We start from the raw sequence: 23,446 nt of genomic DNA, 5'->3' as shown, positions 1-23,446 counted from the left end.
ACGCAGAAGGGCGCCGCATCCCCTTGAGGATGCGGCGCCCTTTTCCGTGCGTCTGACGACTACGCGATCGCCTTGTCGATGAGGCGCAGGCCGGTCTCGGCGTCGAAGACGTGCAGACGTCCGGCGATCGGCGAGATCGTGACGACGTCGCCCGCCATCGGGTGCGAGCGGCCGTCGACGCGCACGACGATCTCGGTGGGCTCGCCATCGATGGTCGCCTCGCCGTAGAGGTAGCCGTCCGAGCCGAGCTCCTCGACGAGCTTCACCGTGACCTGGAGGCCGCCCTCAGCGTCCGGAACGACGACGAAGTCCTCGGGGCGGATGCCGATCGTGACCCGCGAGCCGGTCGCGCGGTCGAGAGCCTGGCGCTCCACCGGCACATCCTTCGTGCCGACCTTGACGCCGCCTTCGACGGTGTCGGCGGCGAAGAGGTTCATCGCCGGCGAGCCGATGAAGCCCGCGACGAAGTCGTTCTGCGGCGTCTCGTACAGGTCGCGGGGCGAGCCGACCTGCTGCAGCACGCCGTCCTTGAGGACAGCGATGCGGTCGCCCATCGTGAGCGCCTCGGTCTGGTCGTGCGTGACGTAGACGGTCGTGGTGCCGAGGCGACGCTGCAGCGACGCGATCTGCGTACGCGTCTGCACGCGCAGCTTGGCATCGAGGTTCGACAGCGGCTCGTCCATGAGGAACACCTGCGGCTCGCGGACGATCGCGCGACCCATCGCGACGCGCTGGCGCTGTCCGCCGGAGAGCGCCTTCGGCTTGCGGTCGAGGTAGGGCACGAGGTCGAGAAGCTTGGCGGCCTCCTCGACGCGCTTGCGGCGCTCCTCCTTGTTGATGCCGGCGATCTTGAGCGCGAAGCCCATGTTGTCGGCAACAGTCATGTGGGGGTACAGCGCGTAGTTCTGGAAGACCATCGCGATGTCGCGATCCTTCGGCGGAACGTCGGTGACGTCGCGGTCACCGATGAGGATCGCGCCGTCGTTGACCTCTTCGAGGCCCGCGAGCATGCGCAGCGAGGTGGACTTTCCGCAACCGGAGGGGCCGACGAGGACGAGGAACTCGCCGTCAGCGATCTCGAGGTTGAGCTTGTCGACCGCGGGGCGGGTGCCGCCCGGGTAAACACGGGTGGCGTTGTCGAACGTCACAGTTGCCATGACTGTTTCTCCTTCACCGGCAGGTACGTGCCGGACGATCCGTTGTGAATGAGCGATGCGCTCGCGCGCTCCGCACGCCCGACATTGGGCGCACACACAGTATTGCACAGGGGAGGTGCTGGGCCGATTCCCAGCGCGTCTCACTATGATCGGCGGGTTGCCGTCCATACCCTGCGGACTGAGGAGGGGCAGCCAGATGAGCACCGAAGATTCGAACACCGACGACGCGAGCGTGAGCCGTGACGAGGTGCGCGCGACGGCCAAGAAGGTCAGCGCGCGCATTCACGGACGCAAGATCGCGAAGCGGATCGTGATCACCGTCGTGATCATCGCAGCCGTCGCGGCCGCCGCCTGGTGGGTATGGCGCACGGTCGCGCCCGAACTCGAGCGCGACGTGGTCACCCCGCAGAACGTCACCTCCGAGGACGGAATCGATGTCCTCAGCCTCATGCCCGAGGGGGAGCGGTCCGAGACGGTCGACGACCCGATCGAGCTCGATGTGTACGTCGACTACATGTCGCCCGAATCAGGCGACATCGGCACCGAGCTCCTCCCGCAGATCTACGACCTCCTCGATGAGGGCGTCGTCACGCTCGACATCCACCCGGTGTCGTTGCTCGCCGGGCAGTCGAACGGCAGTCAGTATTCCACGCGGGCGGCGGGCGCCGTGATGTGCGTCGTCTCCGGCGCTCCCGAGTCGTTCCGCGATGTCAACCAGGCGCTGCTCACCGATCAGCCCGAGCTCTCGACCGAGGGCTATACGGACGAAGAGCTGGGTCAGATTGCGCTCGACGCAGGCGCCGAAGGCGTGAATAACTGCATCATCGATCGCAAGTACGCGACCTGGGTGAGCGAGGCGACGGATCGCGCGTCCGACGGACCGCTCATCGGCACGCAGGACGTGCAGCTCGGCGACGCGCTCGTCGTCGTCGACGGCGAACTCTACGACGGATCCCTCGCCGACGCGGGGGAGTTCACACAGTTCCTCCTGACGCTGCAGAGCGAGGAGTACTTCGGCGGCACGACCGACGAGGAATCCCAGTAGGATCGTCTACGGCCCATTCATGGGTCACGCCGGCTTAGCTCAGTTGGTAGAGCACCGCTCTTGTAAAGCGGGGGTCGTGGGTTCGAACCCCTCAGCCGGCACCACATCAGAAGCCCCGCGCTCCCTTGAAGGCTCGGGGCGGCGTCAGGGCACGAGGAACACTGCGTCGAGCATGCCGGGGTTGTGGGCGTGAACGAGGGCGGCGAACACGACGGCATCGAACAGCAGATGCACTGTGACGATGTATCCGAGTGAGCGGGTGCGCAGGAAAATGACGCCCTGCAGCAGCGCGAACGGGATGGTGAACGCCGGTGCCCATTCGCGGTATCCGAGCTCCCACAGGAACGACACGAACACGATCGCCTGCAACACGTTGGCCGCCCAATCCGGCAGGTGCCGGCGCAACAGCACGAACGTGATGCAGATAAAGAACAGTTCGTCCCAGATGCCGACGGCACCGACGCCGACGAAGAGCCGCGTGATGAGGTCGGCCGAGTCGACAACGGGCCAGTTCTGATAGGCGCCGCTGGTGATGAAGTAGAACGGCAGGATCAGCCAGCCGAGCACGAGGACTGCCGCGAGCCACACCCACTGCACTGCCCGCCAACGGCCGCCTGCCCGCCAAGGAAACCGGATGGCGCGGTCGCGGTACAGGAATCGGGATACGAGATACGGCAGGACGACGGCGCCGCCGAGCGCCAGCGTGAATCGCAGCATGGCGGCGTTGTCGAGTTCTGCGGCGAGGGGCACCGAACTGACGACCAGCAGCCCGACGGCGATGAGCGACACGTCGCGCAACAGGCTGGGAGAGCCGCCTCGACGGAACGACGCGACCCCTGTTCGCCGATCGACGATCCAGGCCAGCACGAGCGCCACGGCCGCGAGCAGCCAGCCCAACCAGGAGATGTCGAAGACGAACAGCGCAGGTGCAACGAGGCAAACGGCCAGCGCCGGCCCTGCCGCCGCGTGCTTGCCGGTCTCGTCGATCACGACGGGAGCCTCTCGGGGCTGGGGAGCGAGATCTCGCCGAGCTGTTGCGCCGCGCTCACGATCCGCTCCGCGGAGAGCGAATTTCTCGGGTCCCTTGCCATTGACCCGACACTAACGAACTTCGTACCGTACGGTTCTCGGCGCCGCGGGCGCGGCCTCATGCGAGGCCACGCCCGTTCTCATCGGTTCAGTATGCGTCCCAGGTGACGAGGCCATACCAGAGGTGACCGTCATCGTCGCCGCCACCGCGGCCGCATGACCTGTCGATGTTCGTCCCGCCACTCATGATGGCCTGCGCGGCCAGCACTGCCGTCCCACCCACACAGGCCGCGTGTGAGGCCAGCGGTCCGGTTCCCGCTGCTCGGTCGGGAGCAGCGAACGCGGCAGTGCCTGTCGCGGCGCCGCCGCCGACGAGGAGTGCAATGGCAACCGCAGCACTGGCGAGCTTGTGCTTGAGCTTCATAATGACCTCCCGAGTGATGTGCAATGCAAATCCACCACGATTCCTGCGGCGCTCTCGAACGTCAATATCCGGGAACTGCCCGCGTACCCGCGAGCAAGGATCTGCCGACCGCCGCGACACACGTCAAATCGTTATCTTCCGGCTCCGTCTCCTGCATCGTGACGGGTCATATCGTCGAGGGTGAAGAGCACGACGCGTGGGACCCGGGCACCTCGCTCACCCGCGCCTGCTGAGGGGCAGAGATGAAACAACTCGGGCACGCGATCACGGATGCCATTGCGCGGACGGCGCACATCTCGTTGATGGGCCGACGACCGGAACAGGTCCGCTTCGTCGCGGTCATCGGTGTCATCGTGACGTTCGCCTTCACGGGCATCGTCGGCGTGTTCTCGCTCGTGGGCGACTTCCTGACGATGTTCACCGATGCGTCGAGCATGCACGCCCGCCTCGCGATCGCGATCCGCCTGGCCGCCGTGGCCGCTCTGCTCTGGTGCCCCCTCGTCGCTGCGAAGTCCGTCGCGCCCGAAGCCATGCTGATCCAGCACCTGCGCCTCACCGTCGGCGACGGTCGCTCGATCTCCGGATACGTCATCGGCGCGGCCGTCGTGTTCACGACTTTTGCCGCGGGCATCAGCGGAACCTACAGCTGGTTCCTTCTGTCGGTCATCGCGACTCTCGCGTGGGGCTTCCGCACCGGAACGATGCTCAACGACCCGTCCAGCGAGGATGAGGACGAGGACGAAGACGAGGACGAGCGCGAGCCGGCTGCGGCCGAGCGCGTCTGACACAACGAGAACCGGCCACCCGCATTCGCGCGGGTGGCCGGTTCTCGTTGTCGTACGCTCGCGACTCAGCCCTCGTCGGGGGCGAAGTTCAGCGATAGCGAGTTCATGCAGTAACGGTCGCCCGTGGGCGTGCCGAAGCCGTCGGGGAAGACGTGGCCCAGGTGGCCGCCGCACGCCGCGCAGCGCACCTCGGTGCGATCCATGCCGTGGCTCTTGTCCTCGATCAGCTCGACCGCGTCGGGTCGCACCGACTCGTAGAAGCTCGGCCACCCGCAGTGAGAGTCGAACTTCGTGCCGCTCTTGAACAGCTCGGCGCCGCAGGCCGCACACGCGTAGATGCCCGCGCGCTCCTCGTCGAGCAGTTCGCCCGTCCACGCGCGCTCGGTCGCCTTGCCGCGCAGCACCTCGAACTGCTCGGGGGTGAGCTCTTCGCGCCACTCATCTTCGGTTTTCTTGACGTCGTATGCCATGCCTCCAGAATACGCCCGCGCGGGGGAGCGGGCAGCGTGCCGAGTGCGCGAGACTGGAGCGATGGATCCGATCGCCGACGTCCGTGACCGTTACGACCGATTCGCCCGTGAGGAAGCGCCGGGCCGCAGCGCGCTGTACGCCGAATGGGCGGCGGGCGTTGCGGGCGACGAGCGGATCCTCGAGATCCTCGCCGGCCTCTCCTCGCCGCACCGGCAGCCCCCGGTGGTGTTCGCCGTCACCCGCATGCTCGGCGCCGAGGGCGACTACGCCGCGTGGGCGTCGTTCGTCGTGGAGAACGCGGATCGCGTCGTCGCCGAGTGCGCCGCCCGCACGACCCAGACGAACGAACCTCTCCGCGCGGCGCCGCTCCTCGTCGCGCTCGACCGGATCCGCGGTCCGATCGCGCTGATCGAGGTGGGCGCGGCCGCGGGGCTGTGCCTGTTCCCGGACCGGTACGCGTACCGGTTCCGCACGGAGGATCAGGTCGCCGAGCTCGGCGAGGGATCCGTGGTGCTCGACACCGAGCTGACCGGCGCGCGGGTGCCGCGCCGCATGCCCGACATCGTCTGGCGGGCCGGCGTCGACGTCGAGCCCCGCGACGCGCAGGATCCGAGCGACCGGGCGTGGATCTCGGGCCTCGTCTGGCCGGGCGAGACCGACCGCGCGCTCCGTGTGGACGCGGCCCTCGACGCGGTCGCGGCCGATCCGCCGCTCATCGTGCGCGGTGACGCCTCGGAGCCCGGCGTGCTCGCCGATCTCGTCGCGCAGGTCCCGGACGACACGACGGTGGTGATCGCGACGATGGGCGTTCTGCCGCACCTCCGTCGCGACGCGCGCGAGCGCCTCATCGAGACGATCCGCGAGCTGCCCGCGCGGTGGGTCACGCTCGACGCGCCGAGTCTGCACGACTCCTGGGATCCCGCCGTCGACGCGGACGCCTGGGAGGGGTTCGTGCTCGCGCTCGACGGGCGTCCGATCGCCGCCGCGGACCCGCTCGGCTCCTGGATCCACGGCGTGTGATCGAGGGGACCCGCGCGCTCGGATGTACGCTCAGGACATGGCGACGACGGATGCGGGGCGCGCCCGCGAGCGCGCGGGGCTCGAGGATGAATCGCGCGCGATTCTCGCGTTCGAATCCGAGTGGCCGTCGCACACCTCGGACAAGGAAGAGGCCATCCGCGAGCGCCTCGGACTCGAACCGGCGCGCTTCTACCAGCTGCTCGGGCGTCTCGTCGACGACCCGGCTGCGCGTGCGCATTCGCCCATGCTGATCGGGCGCCTCGAGCGGCTGCGCGAGGCGCGGGCGGCTCGGCGTGCTCGCATGCTGCGCTAATCGCGCACCCAGCCGTGCCAGTAAGATGACGAGGATGCCGCAGACCAGCTACCCGCGCGATCGCTTCGACGACGTTCCTCGCGATCCGGAGCGCGTCGGCGCCCACCGCGCGCCGCGCGGGCGGCACCGGTGGCTCGTCGTGCTGCTGTGGTGGCTGCTCGCGGTCGGCATTCTGACCGGCGGCGGAATCCTCGCGTTCCTCGCCCTGTCGAACACTGGCGACTTCGAGCTCCCGGCGCCGCCGACCGCCTCCGAAGAGGTCACAGAGTCCCCCGCGCCGGAGGTCGACACCAGCTACCCGGTGCTCGTCCTCAATGGAACCGACGACCAGGCCGCGGCGGATGCCGTGCGCCAGGAGATCGTCGACGCGGGCTGGAGCGAAGACACGGTCGCCCCGCTCGACTCCGACGCGTCCGACGTCGCCGCGACGAGGGTCCTGTACGTCGGCGACGAGGACGAGCAGGCGGCGAGGGGTCTCGCGGGCGCGCTCGGCATCAGCGAGGTCACGCAGGACGACTCCTACGCCGAGATGAGCGAGAACGGGCTGACCGTCATCGTCGGTCTCGATCGAGTCGGCGACGAGTTCTGAGCCTCAGGCGTTTGCACTCGTAGGGGTCGAGTGCCAGAATGGCATTAGCACTCGACAACGTTGAGTGCTAACGCTCACACGCTTACGTCCGGGAGGGACGAAACACATGGCAAAGATGATCGCTTTCGACGAGGAGGCCCGTCGTGGCCTCGAGCGCGGCCTCAACCAGCTGGCCGATGCCGTCAAGGTGACGCTCGGCCCGCGCGGCCGCAACGTCGTGCTGGAGAAGAAGTGGGGCGCTCCCACGATCACCAACGACGGTGTGTCCATCGCCAAGGAGATCGAGCTCGACGACCCCTTCGAGAAGATCGGTGCCGAGCTCGTCAAGGAGGTCGCCAAGAAGACTGACGACGTCGCCGGCGATGGCACGACCACGGCTACCGTTCTCGCACAGGCGCTGGTCCGCGAGGGCCTGCGCAACGTCGCGGCCGGTGCAGACCCCGTCAGCCTGAAGCGCGGCATCGAGAAGGCCGTCGCGGCCGTCACGGCTGAGCTGCAGGCGAGCTCCAAGGAGATCGAGACCAAGGACCAGATCGCTGCCACGGCATCGATCTCGGCCGCTGACCCCGAGATCGGTGCGCTGATCGCGGAGGCCATCGACAAGGTCGGCAAGGAGGGCGTCGTCACGGTCGAGGAGGCTCAGGCCTTCGGCACCGAGCTCGAGCTCACCGAGGGTATGCGCTTCGACAAGGGCTACCTGAACCCGTACTTCGTCACCGACGCCGACCGCCAGGAAGCCGTCTTCGAAGACCCCTACATCCTGCTCGCGAACCAGAAGATCTCGAACATCAAGGATCTTCTCCCCGTCGTCGAGAAGGTCATGCAGGCGGGCAAGGAGCTCGTCATCATCGCCGAGGACGTCGAGGGCGAGGCGCTTGCGACTCTCGTGCTCAACAAGATCCGCGGCATCTTCAAGGCCGTCGCCGTCAAGGCGCCGGGCTTCGGCGACCGCCGCAAGGCGCAGCTGCAGGACATCGCGATCCTCACGGGCGGACAGGTCATCACCGAAGAGGTGGGCCTCAAGCTCGAGAACACCGACCTCGAGCTTCTCGGCCGTGCCCGCAAGGTCATCGTCACGAAGGACGAGACGACGATCGTCGAGGGTGCCGGCGAGGCCGCGCAGATCGAGGGTCGCGTGACCCAGATCCGTCGCGAGATCGACGCGACCGACAGCGACTACGACCGCGAGAAGCTCCAGGAGCGCCTCGCGAAGCTCGCGGGCGGCGTGGCCGTCATCAAGGCGGGCGCGGCGACCGAGGTCGAGCTCAAGGAGCGCAAGCACCGCATCGAGGACGCCGTTCGCAACGCGAAGGCAGCCGTCGAAGAGGGCATCGTCCCCGGTGGTGGCGTGGCGCTCATCCAGGCCGCGACCAAGGTGTTCGATGGTCTCGAGCTCTCCGGTGACGAGGCCACGGGCGCGCGCATCGTGCGCATCGCCATCGAGGCGCCGCTCAAGCAGATCGCCCTCAACGCCGGCCTCGAGCCGGGTGTTGTGTCGGCGCGTGTTGCCGAGCTGCCCTCGGGCCAGGGCCTCAACGCCGCCACGGGCGAGTACGTCGACATGCTCGAGGCGGGCATCATCGACCCCGCCAAGGTCACGCGTTCGGCTCTGCAGAACGCCGCGTCGATCGCGGGTCTGTTCCTGACGACCGAGGTCGTCGTTGCCGACAAGCCGGAGCCGGCCGCGGGTGCGGGCGTCCCCGACGGCGGCGGCATGGACTTCTGATCCCGTCGTAACCAGTCGCGGCCCCTCCTCCCCTCGCGGGAGGAGGGGCCGCTTCTCTTTCTCGGGGGAGGCCTGTGTCCTAACGGAACATGTTCGCGACGTCGTGCTCGACCTGCTGATACCCGGTGCCCGCGAGCTCGAGGCGGTGCGCGAGGTTGTTCAGCGCCTCCTCGACCTGCAGGTGCAGCGCCTGCCACTCGGCCGCGAGACCCTGGAACGCCTGCGAGGCCGCGCCCTGCCAGGCGCCCTCGAGTTGCTGTACGCGCCCCATGATCAGCGCGACCTCGCCTCGCAGGCGTTCTGATCCTGCCGCGACCTCCGACTTCGTGGCGATGAGGGATTCGCTGTCGACGGTGAATTGTGCCATGATCGGCCCCTTTCTGGTTGGTGTCACCACGTTAGGAGCGGGGGCGCACGGCGCGCACGCCGAAAGGAGCGATCCTCAGATAACTTCGCGAGAAACGCGATTGTGAACGCGTTGACTCCGCCTCAGGAACGGTGCGCGAGCGGGAACGCGACCTGGAAGGTCGAACCGCCGCCCGGCGTCTCGAAGACCGAGACGGCGCCGTCGAGCCGGTCGACGATCGAGGCGACGATCGCAAGGCCGAGGCCGGATCCGCCCGTCTCGCGGGTGCGCGACGTATCCGCGCGCCAGAAGCGCTCGAAGATCTTCTCGCGGATCTCCGCGGGGATCCCTTCGCCGTGATCGACCACCGCGATCCAACCCATCTGCCTGGCCACGTCGATGCCGACCTCGAGCTCGATCGGTGCGTCGGGCTCGCTGTACCGCCTGGCGTTGCCGAGGAGGTTCGCGATGACCTGCTGGATCGACTCCTCCGCCCCGCGGACGATCGGCGGCACGTCGACCGGCTTTCCCGTCTCGGCGCGCGAGAAGTCGATCTTCGGCGTCGCGGGCTTGCGGCGGCGGCCGCCGCGCGCCCCGACGCCCAGCACCCCGAGGAGGCCGGTCGTGGGCGCTGCCGGCCGTTCCTCCTCCTCGGCGTCGACGGGAACGCCGGCCGAGGCGCGCGAGGGATCGAGGCCGATCGTGATCGGGCCCGTGAGCGCTTCGAACGTCGTGTCGTTGACCGCGACCTGTCGCGAGGGGTTCGCGGCGCGCAGGTCGAGCGCCGCATCGCGCGCGACGTTCCGAAGATCGACGTCGGTGATCTCGATCTTCCGGCGCTCGTCGAGACGCGCCAGCGACAGCAGATCCTCGACGAGCGAGCTCATGCGCTTGGCTTCCTTCTCGATCCGCTCCATGGCGCGCGCCGTGTCCTCGGGCGTCTGCATCGCGCCCATGCGGTACAGCTCGGCATAGCCGCGCACGCTCACGAGCGGCGTGCGCAGCTCGTGGCTGGCGTCGCCGATGAATCGGCGCATCTTCTCGACGGTCTCGTCGCGCTCGGAGAACGACTCGTCCACGCGATCGAGCATGGTGTTGATCGCGATCTTGAGCCGCCCGACCTCGGTGCGCGGCTCGATGTCGGTCATGCGCTGCGAAAAATCGCCGTCCGCGATCGCCGTGGCCACGTCCTCGACCTGCGTGAGCCGCCGGAACGCGAGCGTGATCAGCCACCGCGTGCCGAGCGCGCCGACGCTGATCGTCAGGATCGCCATCGTCGTGAACACGCCGATGTACGTCGTCATGAACGAATCGGCGTCGGTCAGCGGCAGCGCGACGAGCTGCGCGTACAGGGTGCTCGACGAGGATCCGTCGATCTGGATCGTCGAGACGGCGGCGCGGTAGCTGGATCCGCCGGGGGCCGTGATCGTGAACGGGTGCCCCTGGCTGAGGAACGCGTCCTCGACCGTCAGCGTCGTGGGGAGGATGGGCTCGCTCGCGCCGCCCTGGTCGCCGCCCGCGACCGACTGCAGCGTGCCCTCGGTGTTGTAGATCGCGACGATGTAATCGGTGCGCGGCTCGGGGTTCTTCGGCGCGAGGGAGACCGCCCCCGTGTCCTCGTCCTCGACGACGTCGTAGAGCGTCTCGAAGACGTCGGTGCCCGTCAGCTGCAGCACGCTCGTGTCGACGTTGCTGTGCAGCATGGTGCGCAGCACCTGCATGGATCCGATGCCCGCGGCGAGCAGCCCGACCGCGAGCACGCCGACCGTCACCCCGGTGATCTTCGCGCGCAGGCTGGTGCGCCGCCACCACCGGGTGAATGCGTCAGTTCGGGCGGCCAGGGTACGTCCTCAGCTCAGAGCTTGTCGACCTTGAGCATGTAGCCGAAGCCGCGCTTGGTCTGGATCAGCGACTCCGTGGCGTGCGGGTCGATCTTGCGACGCAGGTACGAGATGTAGCTCTCGACGATGCCGGCGTCGCCGTTGAAGTCGTACTCCCACACGTGGTCGAGGATCTGCGCCTTACTCAGCACGCGGTTCGGGTTCAGCATGAGGTAGCGCAGCAGCTTGAACTCGGTGGGGCTGAGATCGATCGCGGTGTCGCCGACGTAGACGTCGTGCGTGTCCTGATCCATCGTCAGCTCGCCCGTGCGGATCACGGACTCCTCGTCCTCCGACTGCATCGTGCGACGCAGCACGGCCTGGATCCGGGCGACGATCTCGTCGAGGCTGAACGGCTTGGTGACGTAGTCGTCGCCGCCGACGTTCAGGCCCTTGATCTTGTCTTCCGTCTCGTCCTTGGCGGTGAGGAAGATGATCGGGGCCGTGTAGCCCGCGTCGCGGAGACGCTTGGTGACGCTGAACCCGTTCATGTCGGGAAGCATGACGTCGAGGACGATCAGGTCGGGCTCCTCCTCGAGCACGGCGGAGATCGTCTGGGCGCCGTTGATGACGGTCCTGACCTGGAATCCTGCGAATCGCAGGCTCTGGGACAGGAGATCGCGGATATTGGGCTCGTCGTCGACTACGAGAATGCGCGGTGCGGTCATGTCCCCATTATGTCGATGAATGCACCCGGTGTGGTTGATTTCGGCCGCAAAGGGCGGAATCGATGGGTGCGGAGGCCTCTAAGCCGCCTGTTCCACCGCATCCAGGATCGTGTAGCTGTACCCCTGCTCCGCGAGGAACCGCTGGCGGTTCTGCGCGAACTCCTGGTCGACCGTGTCGCGCGCGATGAGCGTGTAGAAGCTCGCGGTGTGGCCGTTCGTCTTCGGGCGCAGCAGCCGCCCGAGCCTCTGTGCCTCCTCCTGGCGCGAGCCGAAGGAACCCGAGACCTGGATCGCGACGGACGCCTCCGGGAGGTCGATCGAGAAGTTCGCGACCTTCGACACGACGAGCAGCTTCACGGATCCGTCGCGGAACGCGTGGAAGAGCTGCTCGCGCTCGTCGACGGGCGTGGATCCGTTGATCTGCGGCGCGTCGAGCGCGTCGCTGAGCTCCTGCAGCTGGTCGAGGTACTGCCCGATCACGAGGACCTGCTCGCCGTCATGGCGGGCGACGATGTCGCGCACTGCGTCGATCTTCGCCGGTGCGGTCGCGGCGAGCCGGTAGCGCTGGTCGTCGGCCGCGGCGGCGTACTCGAGCCGCTCGTCGGCGGGGAGATCCACGCGCACCTCGTAACAGGCGGCGGGGGAGATGTATCCCTGCTGCTCGATCTGCTTCCACGGCGCGTCGTAGCGCTTCGGGCCGATGAGGCTGAACACGTCGCCCTCGCGGCCGTCCTCGCGCACGAGCGTGGCGGTCAGGCCGAGGCGGCGGCGCGCCTGCAGGTCGGCCGTCAGCTTGAACACCGGCGCCGGCAGCAGGTGCACCTCGTCGTAGACGATGAGGCCCCAGTCGAGGGCGTTGAGCACGTCGAGGTGCGCGTACTCGCCCTTCCGCTTCGCCGTCAGGATCTGGTAGGTCGCGATCGTGACGGGCTTGATCTCCTTGACCTGACCTGAGTACTCGCCGATCTCTTCGGGCGTCAGCGTCGTACGCTTCAGCAGTTCGTCACGCCACTGCCGGGCGGAGACGGTGTTCGTCACGAGCACGAGCGTCGTCGTCTTCGTCTGCGCCATCGCGCCCGCGCCGACGAGCGTCTTGCCCGCGCCGCAGGGCAGCACGACGACCCCGGATCCGTCCCGTGCGAACGTGTCGACGGCCTCCTGCTGGTAGGGGCGCAGGTGCCAATCGGCGTCGTCGAGCCCGATCTCGTGCGGCGTTCCCGGTGTGTAGCCCGCGAGGTCCTCGGCGGGCCAGCCGATCTTCAGCAGCTCCTGCTTGATCTGCCCGCGCGCCCACGCGTCGATGACGAAACTATCGGGATCCGGATGCCCGACGAGCAGGTTCTGGATCCGCTTGTTGCGAGACACCTCCGCGATCACCGCGCGATCCGTCGAGCGCAGGAGCAGCTCGCCCTCGTCGCTCCGCTCGATCGTGAGGCGTCCGTATCGTCCGACGGTCTCGCGCAGGTCGGTCGACACCGACGGCGGCACGGGAAAGCGCGTGAAGCGGTCGAGCGTCTGAAGCATGTCATCGGCCGTGTGGCCGGCGGCGCGCGCGTTCCACAGACCGAGGCGCGTGATGCGGTACGTGTGGATGTGCTCGGGGGCGCGCTCCAACTCCGCGAAGACCGCGAGCTCGTGGCGCGCGGTCTCGGCATCGGGATGGGCGACCTCGAGCAGCACCGTGCGGTCGCTTTGCACAATCAGAGGCCCGTCAGACATAGCTGTCAATTCTACGCGCCCCGCGGGGGTCAGAGCGGCCGAACCGAGGCGATCAGCCCGACGGGCAGCGTGCGCTCGACCTCGGCCGCGGCGTCGCGGCCGCGCAGGCGCCCGCCGCCGAGCCCGGTCGGCTCGAGCGTCAGTTCGCGCTCGGATCCGTCGGGCATCCGGATCGCGACCACGAGTGCGGTCTTCTCGCGGATCGCGGCGTCGAGCTCGCGCTCGAGCCAGGCGCGGTCGGATCCCTCGCCGTGCGCGTCGCGCAACCGGGCGATCAGGCCCGCGTACGCGTCATCGTCGTCGCCGGATGCGACCACGCCGTGGCGCTCGGCGTGGGCGACGGATCCGTCGTCGTTCAGCGCGATCGCGGGGTACCGTGCATCGGTGAGCGCCCAGAACACCACGTCGCGCGACGCGCGGGAGACCAGCGCATCGCCGCTGGCGGAGAGGCCGAGGCCGCCGATCGCGCGATCGACCTCGAGCGTGCGCAGCAGGTCGCGCTCGGGGCTGGACACGACGGTGCGGCCCGTCGCGGGATCCTCCGCCACGCGCACGAGCCCGTGGCGGTCGGCCGAGCGCCCGATCAGGTACTCGAGCGGCTGCGGGATCCCTGTCAGCGACAGCTCCGCGAGGAACTCGCGCATGCCGTCGCTCGTTTCGCCCGTGCTGAGCGCGCGAGTGATGGATCCCTCGGTGAAGCGGTACGCCGACGCCTGAGCGTGCGACTCGCGCGTCGTCATCCCCCGCAGTCGCACATCGAGCGCGGGCTCGAGCAGCCCCGGGCTGATCGCCGTGAGGTCGTTCTGCAGGAAAACTCGGTCGACCTCGCCGGGCATCAGGGCGGTGAGGGGCGCCGGATCCGGGTCCTCGCCGCGCCGGATCGGGGCGGCCCACGCCGGCTCCGCGTGCGCATCGGCGATGAGCCCGACGAGCCGGGCGAACGCGAGCCAGGTCTCCGCCTCGGCGGGCCAGGCCGGATCGAGCGGATACGCGCCCGGCCAGCTCTTCGTGTCGATCCAGCCGCGGCCGTCGCGCAGTCCGCGCGGAAGGGCGTCGCGCAGCCGCGTCGCGAGCATCGCCCAGCGCTCGGCGGTCGAGAGCCGCACCCACGCGGATCCGTCGTCGGTCGCGCCGATCCGCCGGTCCTGGGCGCGCAGCAGGCCCGTCGCCGACGCGAGCCGAACGAGCAGGTCGGCCTCTTCGGGCGATCCCGCCACGCGCTCGTCGGCGAGGCGACGGCGCTCGAGCGCGCTGAGCGATCCGGATCCCACGCGCACAAGGGGCTTCGTGAGCGTCGCGATGACGATGTCCGCGAGCGCGGTGAGCGTCGTGAACGCCCGTTCAGCCGCGTGCGCGGCCGCTGTGGGATCCGCGGAAACGGGGGAGGAGCTCTCCGCGCGGGAGATGTTCTCCTGTGCGAGGCGCGCGGCGACGGACGGGAGCGCCAGGCCCGCGTCGTCCGTCAGCGTCAGGGTGCGGCGCGGCGTGCCGGACGCCAGATCCGCGAGCAGGTCGCGGTCGGCGCGCGAGAGCGCCATCGCGACGTGATCCGCGTGCAGGAAGGTCTCGGTGACGTCGAACAGGTCGTGCCACGACGTCGCGGGGTTCGCGCCGGGCGAGATGCGGTGCACGGCGAACAGCATCGAGAGCTCGTGATCGGCGGCGGCGGCGAGGCGCTCCGCGATCATCCGCTGTGCGGTGCTGGACGCGGGCGTCACGCTCGGCCGGTCCGGCCCCGCCTGATGAAGCTCATGATCAGCAGGGCGAGCAGCAGGAGGAACGCGACGATCGGCCCGACGATCTGAAGCAGCGACACCGTGTACCACAGCGGCGAGGTGAAGTCCGTGACGCCGACCGCCGTCGCGATGATCGTCGTGAAGAAGCACACGATCGACAGCACGAGGATCCCGAGCGAGGAGAACGCCAGGATCCGGTCGATGCGGCGCACGGGAGGGGCGCCGCCGTCATCTTTGGTCATCGTCACAACGATACGCCACGCGGCCGGGCACGGTAATCTGGTGGCAGGGGATCGCTCGATCCCTCTTCTTCATTCACGGCAGTTCACAGCGAGGTTGCGATGCCCACCGGCAAGGTCAGGTTCTACGACGACGAGAAGGGCTTCGGCTTCATCGCGTCAGATGACGGACAGGACGTGTTCCTCCACAGCACCGCGCTCCCCGAGGGCACCACGGTCCGCAAGGGATCGCGGGTCGACTTCGGCGTCGCGGACGGCAGCCGCGGCCCGTCGGCGCTGTCGGTGCGCCTGCTCGACGCGCCGCCGAGCGCCGTGAAGGCGAAGCGCAAGAACGCCGACGACATGGCCGTCATCATCGAGGATCTCGTCGGGGTCCTCGACGGCATGGGCGGCGACCTCCGGCGCGGCCGCTACCCCTCGGATGCCCAGGCCCGCAAGATCGCGAAGGTGCTGCGAAAGGTTGCTGATGACATCGACATCTGACTTCGATCCGAGCCTCGTCGAGGCGAAAGAGCTGGCGCTGTCGGCGCTCAAAGAGATCACGCCGGAGGAGACCATCGGCGACCCGGCCGACTACGCCGTCGAGGACGATGGTGTGGTCAGCCTGCGCTTCCGGTCGAAGCTGCTCGGCTACCCCGGGTGGTTCTGGACCGTGTCGCTGACGCGCGTCGAGGGCGAAGAGCCGACGGTGCTCGAGGCCGAGCTGCTGCCCGGCGAGGGCGCGCTGCTCGCGCCCGAGTGGGTGCCGTGGTCGCAGCGCCTCGAGGAGTACAAGGCGCATCAGGCCGAGATCAAGGCGGCCGAGGAGTCGAACGGCGACGCGGGCGACGACGACGATGACGATGATGACTACGACGACGAGTCGGACTACCTCCACGCCGGCGACGTCGACGGCGTCGACATCGACGAACTCGACGACAGCGCGCACGATGACGATCACGACGAGGACCGCGACGACGACGAGTGAGCCGTACCCCCGCGGCCCCGTAGAATGGGGTCATGACGTTGCAGATCCCCGCCGACCTTCTTCCCTCTGACGGACGATTCGGCTGCGGGCCGTCGAAGGTGCGCGGTGCACAGGTGGCCGCGCTGTCCGACGCCGCGGGGGCTCTCCTCGGCACATCGCACCGCCAGGCGCCGGTCAAGAACCTCGTCGGCAGCGTGCGCGAGCGCCTCGCTGAGCTGTTCCGCCTGCCCGACGGGTACGAGATCATCCTCGGCAACGGCGGATCCACCGCGTTCTGGGACGCGGCCGCGTTCGGACTGATCGAGAAGCGCAGCCAGAACCTCACGTTCGGCGAGTTCGGCGGCAAGTTCGCGACGGCGGCGAAGGCCCCCTGGCTCGAGGCCCCCGACGTGCGAAAGGCCGAGCCGGGCACGATCGCCCGCGCTGAGGCCGTCGCCGGGATCGACCTCTACGCGTGGCCGCACAACGAGACCTCGACGGGTGCGTACGCGCCGGTCGAGCGCGTTGTCGCCGACGACGGCGCCCTCACGGTCATCGACGCGACCAGCGCCGCGGGCGGCATCGACTTCGACGCGGCCCAGGCCGACGTCTACTACTTCGCCCCGCAGAAGAACCTCGGTTCCGACGGCGGGCTCTGGCTCGCGGCCGTCTCTCCGGCCGCGATCGCGCGCATCGAGAAGATCGCGGCATCGGGCCGCTACATCCCCGAGTCGCTCAACCTCGCGACCGCCCTCGACAACTCGCGGAAGAACCAGACCTACAACACCCCGGCCGTCACGACGCTGCACCTGCTCGACAGCCAGCTCGGGTGGATCCTCGATAACGGCGGGCTGAGCTGGGCCGACGCCCGCACGCGCGAATCGTCGGGCGTGCTGTACGACTGGGCCGAGGCGTCGGACGTCGCGACGCCGTTCGTGACGGATCCGTCGCACCGCTCGCCCGTCGTGGCGACGATCGACTTCGCGGACGACGTCGACGCGGCGGCGATCGCGAAGACCCTGCGCGCCAACGGCATCGTCGATACTGAGCCCTATCGCAAGCTCGGGCGCAACCAGCTTCGCGTGGCGACGTTCGTATCGATCGAGCCCGACGACGTGCGCCAGCTCGTCAAGAGCGTCGAGTTCGTTCTCGCGCACAAGGAGCAGTGATGGCCGACCTCATCGACACCACCGAGATGTACCTCCGCACGGTTCTCGAATTGGAGGAGGAGGGGATCGTTCCGTTGCGCGCGCGCATCTCCGAGCGGCTCGGACACTCCGGCCCCACCGTCTCGCAGACCGTCGGGCGCATGGATCGCGATGGGCTGATCCGCGTGGGCGACGACCGTCGACTGGTGCTCACCGAGTCGGGCCGCCGCAAGGCGATCGGCGTGATGCGCAAGCACCGCCTCGCGGAGCGCCTGCTCAGCGACGTGATCGGCCTCGACTGGGCGTACGTGCACGAAGAGGCCTGCCGCTGGGAGCACGTGATGAGCGAGCTCGTCGAGCGCCGCCTCGTCGAGCTGCTCGGTCACCCCGACGAGTCGCCTTATGGCAACCCCATCCCCGGACTCAGCCAGATCGGCGAGATCGATGCCACGACGTCGTTCAACGATGGAGTCGTGTGCGTCGTCAAGAAGCTCGAGGCCGAGGGCGGCCCGATCACGGGGACCGTCCGCCGTCTCGCCGAGCCGGTACAGGTCGATCCCGAGGTGCTGCAGCAGCTGCGAGATGCCGGCGTCGTTCCGGGCGCGCACGGCTCGTTCGAGTTCAACGAGGGCTACGTCCTCGTGCAGATCGACGAGGTCGACGGCGCCCTCGAGCTGCCGATCGAGATGGCCGCCCACGTGTTCCTCGTAGCTGAGTAGGACATCCGCATTCGGGAAAGATCCTGTCTCGACGTGACAGATTCGTTATCTTTCGTTACCGTATAGAGATACGGCAATGGAGGATTTGGATCTTGGATAACACTCAGTCGGCTTCGCACGAGGTCACTCGGAGCGACGCTTCTGACCCCTCCACCCCAGTTCTCAGCAGTCGGCAGGCCCTCGCCGCCGCGCGCAAGGACGTTCGTCTGGCGCAGCGTTCGTCGCGCCGGTCATCGTCGAAGCGGCGCATGACGCCCGCCCGCGGGCTCGGCACGATGGTCGCCGTGTGTGCGCTCGTCGCCGGCGTCGCGATCCCGGCCTACGCCGCAACGCAGACCCCCGCCGCGAACGCGGAGGCGAGCACCTGGGATGAGGCATCCAGCGAGTCGCAGGCGTTCTCCTCGAGCGGCGACCTCGCGTCGGCCGACCTGACCTCGACGAGCTACTCCGCCCGCACGGCCGACGAGATCTCGCAGATCGACGCCGAGCGCAAGGCGCTCGTGCGTGCGAAGGAGCAGCAGGCTCAGCAGGAGGAGGCCGCTGCCGCGCAGCAGGCGCAGCAGCAGGCCGCTCCGGCTCAGGGATCCCCCGCTGCGGCGCCGCAGGAAGCGCCCGCGGCGGCAGCCGCACCGGCCGAACCCGCCCCGGCGGCTCCGGCCGCGACGGACGGATCGTGGATCAATCCGCTCGGAGGTGCCGGCTATTACATCAGCCGCTCCGTCGGCAGTGGCCACGAAGGTTCCGACATGGTGACCACGAGCCAGGCCGACTACACGGTGCCGATCTACGCGGCCAAGGCCGGTACGGTCATCACCTCCGGCGAGGTCGTCGGCGGTTGGGGCAACACGATCGCGATCGACCACGGCGACGGCACGACCACGCTGTACGGCCACATGAGCCCCGGCTCGCGCCAGGTAGAGGTCGGCGCGACCGTCACACAGGGACAGATGATCGGATACGTCGGTTCGACCGGCCGTTCGACCGCCCACCACCTTCACATCGAGCTGCGCATCAACGGCGCGATCGTCGACCCGGTCGGCAACCTGCCGATCTGATCGACGTCGAACAACGGCCCGTAGCGCTAACGCGTCGCGGGCCGTTTTCGTGCGATGCACGATGTTCACCCGGAAGAAGTTCCCCGGGCGTGTCGGATGCGCTAACCTGATCGCGTCGCCTTCGGAAGACACGCGAGAGGACTAGGCCCATGGAGATACGCCCACGCATCCGAACCACGGATGCGCTCGGTCGTTATGTCCTACGGCATTCGGAGCAATACGGCTGCGAGAATCTCGCGGTCCGTCCTGGGGCGCTGTCTATTCGACAGCGCCCTTTCTCGTCCTCTCGCCACACTTTCTGGGGCGGCACTCATCGACAAAGCCCGGAAGCCATCCGGGAACTGAAGAAAGGCCGCCTCACGTGCGCACCCTGGTATTGAATGCCGGCTTCGAGCCGCTCGCGATTGTTTCATACAAACGCGCCATCGTCCTTGTGATGAATGACAAGGCGAATATCCTCGAATGTGACGAGAACGCGCCCGTGTGGAGCGCGTCCGACGTGTTCGACAGACCCGCCGTCATCGTCCTGACTCGATATGTTCGAGTGTCGATGTCGCGAGAGGTGCCGGTCACGCGTCGCGGCGTTCTGCGGCGCGACGCGCATCGCTGCGCATACTGCGGACATCCGGCCAACACGATCGATCACGTGCACCCGCGATCACGCGGGGGCGCGCAGAGCTGGGAGAATCTCGTCGCGGCGTGCATGAAATGCAATAACGTCAAGAGCGACCGCACGCCGCAGGAAATGGGGTGGCGGCTGAGGTTCCGCCCCAGCACGCCGCGCGGAACCGCATGGACCGTGCGCGGAACGGAGCGCGCGGAGCCTACGTGGGGTCCTTACCTCGAAATGGCCGCATAAGAGTTCTCTCGATCGATATTGCCTATCGAGGGTGAATTCAAAGGAATAATCGGATATGGTGGCGGTTATGGCACGCAAAATCGTTCACCAGATCATCGACGATATCGACGGAACTCTTCTCGACCCGGGCGAGGGTGAAAGCGTTCATTTCTCCATCGACGGCAAGGGATATGAAGTCGATCTCACGGAAGAGAATGCGCGAAAGCTTCGCGAAGCACTCGCACCGTTCATCTCGGCGGGTCGTCGTTCGGTCGGCAGCCTTTCCGCGAAGCGCGCCCGCCCGACCGCATCGTCGAGCCGTGACCTCGCCCATGTGCGCGAGTGGGCCCGCGAGAACGGCTACACCGTGAGCGACCGCGGTCGGGTGCCGGCGACGGTGCTCGACGCGTACGACGCCGCGAACTGAGCTGAGTCCTGAGAAGACGCGCCTCCCCGTAAGATGGGTGGGCGCGTCTTCGCGCGTGCGCCCCCGTAGCTCAGGGGATAGAGCACCGCTCTCCTAAAGCGGGTGTCACTGGTTCGAATCCAGTCGGGGGCACGACACACGCAGAATATGCGTGTGTCGGCGTGCTTCGCATCTGCCGTCCAGGCGGATACGTCGCCCCGAGGCCGAACGGCGTATCCGCCTACGGCAGCAGGCCACGGCGACGGGCAGCGGCGACGGCCGCGTGGCGCGTGGAGGCGTCGAGCTTCGACATCGCCGTTCCGAGGTACGCCTTGACGGTTCCCTCGCGCAGTCCCAGCTGGTCGGCGATCTGCCCGTTCGTCGATCCGAGCGCGGCGCACGCGAGCACGTCGGTCTCGCGGCGCGACAAGCGGATCCCTGCCGTGTCCGCCACGGGCTCCTCGGCGACCGTGAGCGCCGCGAGCCGCTGCTCGACGCGCGCGAGGCGCTCACGCAGCGCGTCGTCGTCGATCGAGGCCGCGATCGTGCGCAGTTCGGCGTAGCTCTCGCGCAGCTCCTCCGTCGCGCGGGCCGAGAGTGCGGGCGACGGAGCGGCCGGCGGCGTCTCCAGCAGCGCGGACGCGTTCCGGCTCAGCTCGCGCCCGAGATCCTCCGCGACCTGCACCGCGGGTGCCGCGGTCACGCCGCCGACGTTCCACACGCCCCACGTGCCGCCGTAGAGGATCCCGCGGGGCCGCCCGTCGACGAGCACGGGCACGGCGATGAGCGTGCCGATTCCCTCGCCGAGGACGTACGAGTCATAGTCGTGCGTGATCTGCCGTGCCGTGCCGTAATCCCCGGTCATGCGCGGGCGCAGCTCCGCGAGGGCGCGGCCGCCGAGCCCGCGATCGGGCGCGACCGCCAGACCGCGGAGCGCGGTCGTGCGATTGCCGACGATGTTCGTCACGCGCGCGACGCCCGAGTCGTCGAGCAGGCCGCCGAATGCCACAGGAAAGTGGGTCCGTCGGGCGAACTCCGTGACGGCGCGGGTCAAGAGACGCGAGGTATCCAGGGGTGTGCTCCGTTGCAGCTTCTCGTGCAGTACTGACTTTCGGGGGTGTCGGGTACACGCTACGTCTTCGTAGCGTCATGGGGTACATGACATGCGGCAAGGAGGCCACATGAAAGAAAACGATATCGATGCCGAATCGACGCGGCGAATCGACTTCGTCGCGGTCGAGAATTCGCAACAGTTCCGCACGCTGAAGAAGTCGCACCGCTCGTTCGTCTTCCCGATGGCGGTGTTCTTCCTCGTTTGGTATTTCGTCTACGTTCTGCTCGCAGGCTGGGCGCCCGAATTCATGGCGATCCGCGTCTGGGGAGACGTGACGGTGGGCCTGCTGCTCGGGCTCGGACAGTTCGTGACGACCTTCGTCATCACGATGGTCTACGTCTCGTTCGCGAACCGGAAGCTGGACCCGATCGCGGCGGACATCCGCTCTGATCTTGAGAAGCAGGAGGCGGGCGCATGAGCGAATGGCTCACATCGGCGGGGTCCACGATCGTTGCGGCCGTCACCACGGTCGAGACGAACCCCGTCCTCAACATGTCGATCTTCGCGGCCTTCGTCGCCGTCACGATGTTCATCGTGATCCGCGCGAGCCGCAACAATAAGTCGGCGGCCGACTACTACGCCGGTGGACGCTCGTTCACCGGCCCCCAGAACGGCTTCGCGATCTCGGGCGACTATCTCTCGGCGGCGTCGTTCCTCGGCATCGTCGGGGCGATCGCGGTCAACGGATACGACGGGTTCCTCTACTCGATCGGATTCCTCGTCGCGTGGCTTGTGGCGCTGCTGCTCGTCGCCGAGCTGATGCGCAACACCGGAAAGTTCACGATGGCCGATGTGCTGTCGTTCCGCCTCAAGCAGACGCCCGTGCGGATGGCCGCGGCCATCACGACGCTCGTGGTCTGCTTCTTCTACCTCCTGGCGCAGATGGCCGGGGCAGGCGGGCTCGTGTCGCTGCTGATGGGCATCGACGGCGAGATCGGCCAGTCGATCGTCATCGTCGTCGTCGGCGTGATCATGGTGCTGTACGTGCTCATCGGCGGTATGAAGGGCACGACCTGGGTGCAGATCGTCAAGGCGTTCCTGCTGATCGGCGGGGCCCTCGTCATGACGATCTGGGTGCTCGCGATGCACGGGTTCAGCATCAACCAGCTGCTCGAGGCGGCCGTCGCGGCGTCCGACCAGGGCGACAAGATCCTCGGCCCGGGGCTCAAGTACGCCAACCCGGTCGACTTCCTCTCGCTCGGGCTTGCGCTCGTGCTGGGAACGGCGGGCCTGCCGCACGTCCTGATGCGCTTCTACACGGTGCCCACGGCCAAGGAAGCGAGGCGCTCGGTCACCTGGGCGATCTGGCTGATCGGCCTGTTCTACCTGCTGAGCCTCGTGCTCGGGTACGGCGCGGGTGCGCTCGTCGGACCGAACCAGATCCTCGAGGCGCCCGGTGGTGTGAACTCGGCGGCGCCGCTGCTCGCGAACGCGCTCGGCGGACCCATCCTGATGGGCTTCATCTCGGCAGTCGCCTTCGCGACGATCCTCGCGGTGGTCGCGGGCCTCACGATCACGGCGTCGGCATCGTTCGCGCACGATATCTACGCGAACGTGATCAAGAAGGGGAAGGTCTCGGGGCCGGGCGAGGTGAGGGTCGCGCGCATCACGACGCTCGTCGTCGGTGCGCTCGCCATCATCGGCGGCATCGGGGTCCAGGGTCAGAATGTCGCGTTCCTCGTGGCGCTGGCGTTCGCCGTGGCCGCCTCGGCCAACCTGCCGACGATCATCTACTCGCTGTTCTGGCGCCGATTCACGACCACCGGAGCGGTGATGAGCATGTACGGCGGTCTCGCGGCCGCCGTGATCCTGATCGTGCTCTCGCCGGTGTTCTCCGGCGGCGACACGAGCGTGTTCCCGCAGCTCGACATCGCGGTGTTCCCGCTCGAGAACCCCGGCATCGTGTCGATTCCGCTCGGGTTCCTGCTCGGCTTCCTCGGCTCGCTCATCGGGCCGAAGAACGAGGATCCCAGGAAGGCCGCCGAAATGGAGGTGCGCGCACTCACCGGCCACGGAGCCGAAAAGGCGGTCGACCACTGATCGATCAGTAGCCCGACGAGCGGCGTGCGGCTG

General features: G+C 68.1%; 26 protein-coding genes and 2 tRNA genes. 17 read left to right on the top strand and 11 right to left on the bottom strand.

Annotated features, from left to right (window positions below):
* Window positions 1–59 precede the first annotated feature (59 nt).
* Complete coding sequence (locus tag G510_RS0104390; protein ID WP_029152637.1) at window positions 60–1,157, bottom strand: ABC transporter ATP-binding protein; 1,098 nt, start codon at window positions 1,155–1,157, stop codon at window positions 60–62.
* 196 nt (window positions 1,158–1,353) lie between these two features.
* Between G510_RS0104390 and G510_RS15335 the strand changes: the two genes are divergently transcribed.
* Together G510_RS15335 and G510_RS0104380 are read left to right on the top strand one after the other, a co-directional pair.
* Window positions 1,354–2,202, top strand: a complete 849-nt coding sequence (locus tag G510_RS15335; RefSeq protein WP_051216325.1) for a thioredoxin domain-containing protein — start codon at window positions 1,354–1,356, stop codon at window positions 2,200–2,202.
* 28 nt (window positions 2,203–2,230) lie between these two features.
* A tRNA-Thr gene (locus G510_RS0104380) sits at window positions 2,231–2,306 on the top strand.
* A 40-nt stretch (window positions 2,307–2,346) separates the two neighbouring features.
* Here the strand turns inward: G510_RS0104380 and G510_RS0104375 are convergent.
* Together G510_RS0104375 and G510_RS0104365 are read right to left on the bottom strand one after the other, a co-directional pair.
* Complete coding sequence (locus G510_RS0104375) at window positions 2,347–3,192, bottom strand: CPBP family intramembrane glutamic endopeptidase (protein WP_051216324.1); 846 nt, start codon at window positions 3,190–3,192, stop codon at window positions 2,347–2,349.
* A 187-nt stretch (window positions 3,193–3,379) separates the two neighbouring features.
* The gene (locus G510_RS0104365; RefSeq protein ID WP_157560402.1) at window positions 3,380–3,655 is read right to left on the bottom strand and encodes a hypothetical protein; all 276 of its coding nucleotides are present in this window, start codon (window positions 3,653–3,655) and stop codon (window positions 3,380–3,382) included.
* Window positions 3,656–3,897: 242 nt separating this feature from the next.
* Here G510_RS0104365 and G510_RS0104360 point away from each other — a divergent pair, with 242 nt between their 5' ends.
* Window positions 3,898–4,440, top strand: coding sequence for a hypothetical protein (locus G510_RS0104360; RefSeq protein WP_036321920.1), 543 nt, complete (start codon window positions 3,898–3,900; stop codon window positions 4,438–4,440).
* Between the two features lie 65 nt (window positions 4,441–4,505).
* On the opposite strand, the gene msrB is transcribed toward G510_RS0104360, so the two are convergent.
* Window positions 4,506–4,910, bottom strand: a complete 405-nt coding sequence (gene msrB, locus G510_RS0104355) for a peptide-methionine (R)-S-oxide reductase MsrB (RefSeq protein ID WP_029152633.1) — start codon at window positions 4,908–4,910, stop codon at window positions 4,506–4,508.
* A gap of 61 nt (window positions 4,911–4,971) precedes the next feature.
* On the opposite strand from msrB, the gene G510_RS0104350 reads away from it, so the two are divergent.
* From G510_RS0104350 to groL, 4 genes are all read left to right on the top strand, one after another.
* Entirely contained in the window at window positions 4,972–5,931 is a 960-nt protein-coding gene (locus G510_RS0104350) for a DUF2332 domain-containing protein (RefSeq protein WP_029152632.1), read from the top strand.
* A 37-nt stretch (window positions 5,932–5,968) separates the two neighbouring features.
* Window positions 5,969–6,244 (top strand): DUF3263 domain-containing protein, encoded by a 276-nt coding sequence (locus G510_RS0104345; RefSeq protein ID WP_051216369.1) that lies wholly within the window; start codon window positions 5,969–5,971, stop codon window positions 6,242–6,244.
* A 34-nt stretch (window positions 6,245–6,278) separates the two neighbouring features.
* Complete coding sequence (locus G510_RS0104340; RefSeq protein ID WP_029152630.1) at window positions 6,279–6,833, top strand: LytR C-terminal domain-containing protein; 555 nt, start codon at window positions 6,279–6,281, stop codon at window positions 6,831–6,833.
* A gap of 106 nt (window positions 6,834–6,939) precedes the next feature.
* Window positions 6,940–8,559 (top strand): chaperonin GroEL, encoded by a 1,620-nt coding sequence (groL, locus tag G510_RS0104335; protein WP_029152629.1) that lies wholly within the window; start codon window positions 6,940–6,942, stop codon window positions 8,557–8,559.
* 79 nt (window positions 8,560–8,638) lie between these two features.
* Here the strand turns inward: groL and G510_RS0104330 are convergent, their stop codons facing one another.
* From G510_RS0104330 to G510_RS15330, 6 genes are all read right to left on the bottom strand, one after another.
* Window positions 8,639–8,926: a WXG100 family type VII secretion target gene (locus G510_RS0104330; RefSeq protein WP_029152628.1), complete on the bottom strand. Its 288-nt coding sequence runs from the start codon at window positions 8,924–8,926 to the stop codon at window positions 8,639–8,641.
* 122 nt (window positions 8,927–9,048) lie between these two features.
* A complete protein-coding gene (locus G510_RS0104325) occupies window positions 9,049–10,677 on the bottom strand; it encodes a sensor histidine kinase (protein WP_084644192.1) in 1,629 nt (542 codons plus the stop codon).
* An 83-nt stretch (window positions 10,678–10,760) separates the two neighbouring features.
* Window positions 10,761–11,453, bottom strand: coding sequence for a response regulator transcription factor (locus G510_RS0104320; RefSeq protein ID WP_029152626.1), 693 nt, complete (start codon window positions 11,451–11,453; stop codon window positions 10,761–10,763).
* Window positions 11,454–11,531: 78 nt separating this feature from the next.
* A complete protein-coding gene (locus tag G510_RS0104315) occupies window positions 11,532–13,172 on the bottom strand; it encodes a DNA repair helicase XPB (protein ID WP_029152625.1) in 1,641 nt (546 codons plus the stop codon).
* Window positions 13,173–13,201: 29 nt separating this feature from the next.
* Window positions 13,202–14,890 carry a helicase-associated domain-containing protein gene (locus G510_RS0104310; RefSeq protein ID WP_029152624.1) on the bottom strand — a complete coding sequence of 563 codons (1,689 nt, stop codon included), beginning with the start codon at window positions 14,888–14,890 and terminating at the stop codon, window positions 13,202–13,204.
* Window positions 14,887–15,150, bottom strand: a complete 264-nt coding sequence (locus tag G510_RS15330) for a hypothetical protein (RefSeq protein ID WP_036321918.1) — start codon at window positions 15,148–15,150, stop codon at window positions 14,887–14,889. Before G510_RS15330 ends, G510_RS0104310 begins: the two co-directional genes overlap by 4 nt.
* Before the next feature lie 99 nt (window positions 15,151–15,249).
* Here G510_RS15330 and G510_RS0104300 point away from each other — a divergent pair, with 99 nt between their 5' ends.
* The 8 genes from G510_RS0104300 (at window position 15,250) to G510_RS0104265 (ending at window position 20,412) form a co-directional block, all read left to right on the top strand.
* Window positions 15,250–15,630 (top strand): cold-shock protein, encoded by a 381-nt coding sequence (locus G510_RS0104300; protein ID WP_029152623.1) that lies wholly within the window; start codon window positions 15,250–15,252, stop codon window positions 15,628–15,630.
* Window positions 15,614–16,114, top strand: a complete 501-nt coding sequence (locus G510_RS0104295) for a DUF3027 domain-containing protein (RefSeq protein WP_029152622.1) — start codon at window positions 15,614–15,616, stop codon at window positions 16,112–16,114. The genes G510_RS0104300 and G510_RS0104295 overlap by 17 nt, the downstream gene beginning before the upstream one ends.
* A 32-nt stretch (window positions 16,115–16,146) precedes the next feature.
* Window positions 16,147–17,262, top strand: coding sequence for a phosphoserine transaminase (gene serC / locus G510_RS0104290; RefSeq protein WP_029152621.1), 1,116 nt, complete (start codon window positions 16,147–16,149; stop codon window positions 17,260–17,262).
* On the top strand, window positions 17,262–17,960 hold the full coding sequence (locus tag G510_RS0104285) for an iron-dependent transcriptional repressor DtxR (RefSeq protein WP_029152620.1): 699 nt from the start codon (window positions 17,262–17,264) through the stop codon (window positions 17,958–17,960). Before serC ends, G510_RS0104285 begins: the two co-directional genes overlap by 1 nt.
* A 248-nt stretch (window positions 17,961–18,208) precedes the next feature.
* On the top strand, window positions 18,209–19,015 hold the full coding sequence (locus G510_RS18185; protein ID WP_051216322.1) for a M23 family metallopeptidase: 807 nt from the start codon (window positions 18,209–18,211) through the stop codon (window positions 19,013–19,015).
* A gap of 361 nt (window positions 19,016–19,376) precedes the next feature.
* Window positions 19,377–19,874 (top strand): HNH endonuclease, encoded by a 498-nt coding sequence (locus G510_RS0104275; RefSeq protein ID WP_029152619.1) that lies wholly within the window; start codon window positions 19,377–19,379, stop codon window positions 19,872–19,874.
* Between the two features lie 67 nt (window positions 19,875–19,941).
* Entirely contained in the window at window positions 19,942–20,280 is a 339-nt protein-coding gene (locus G510_RS0104270; RefSeq protein WP_029152618.1) for a histone-like nucleoid-structuring protein Lsr2, read from the top strand.
* 59 nt (window positions 20,281–20,339) lie between these two features.
* Window positions 20,340–20,412, top strand: a tRNA-Arg gene (locus tag G510_RS0104265).
* 88 nt (window positions 20,413–20,500) lie between these two features.
* Here G510_RS0104265 and G510_RS0104260 read toward each other — a convergent pair.
* The gene (locus G510_RS0104260) at window positions 20,501–21,268 is read right to left on the bottom strand and encodes a helix-turn-helix transcriptional regulator (protein ID WP_245563231.1); all 768 of its coding nucleotides are present in this window, start codon (window positions 21,266–21,268) and stop codon (window positions 20,501–20,503) included.
* Between the two features lie 172 nt (window positions 21,269–21,440).
* Between G510_RS0104260 and G510_RS0104255 the strand changes: the two genes are divergently transcribed.
* Window positions 21,441–21,791, top strand: a complete 351-nt coding sequence (locus G510_RS0104255) for a DUF485 domain-containing protein (RefSeq protein ID WP_051216320.1) — start codon at window positions 21,441–21,443, stop codon at window positions 21,789–21,791.
* A complete protein-coding gene (locus tag G510_RS0104250; RefSeq protein WP_029152615.1) occupies window positions 21,788–23,413 on the top strand; it encodes a solute symporter family protein in 1,626 nt (541 codons plus the stop codon). The genes G510_RS0104255 and G510_RS0104250 overlap by 4 nt, the downstream gene beginning before the upstream one ends.
* The last annotated feature ends 33 nt before the right edge of the window (window positions 23,414–23,446 follow it).

It is taken from the genome of Microbacterium gubbeenense DSM 15944 (assembly GCF_000422745.1).
Lineage (GTDB): Bacteria > Actinomycetota > Actinomycetes > Actinomycetales > Microbacteriaceae > Microbacterium > Microbacterium gubbeenense.
Note: the sequence above shows the minus strand (reverse complement) of the source record. Positions and strands in the feature narration are given on the sequence as shown.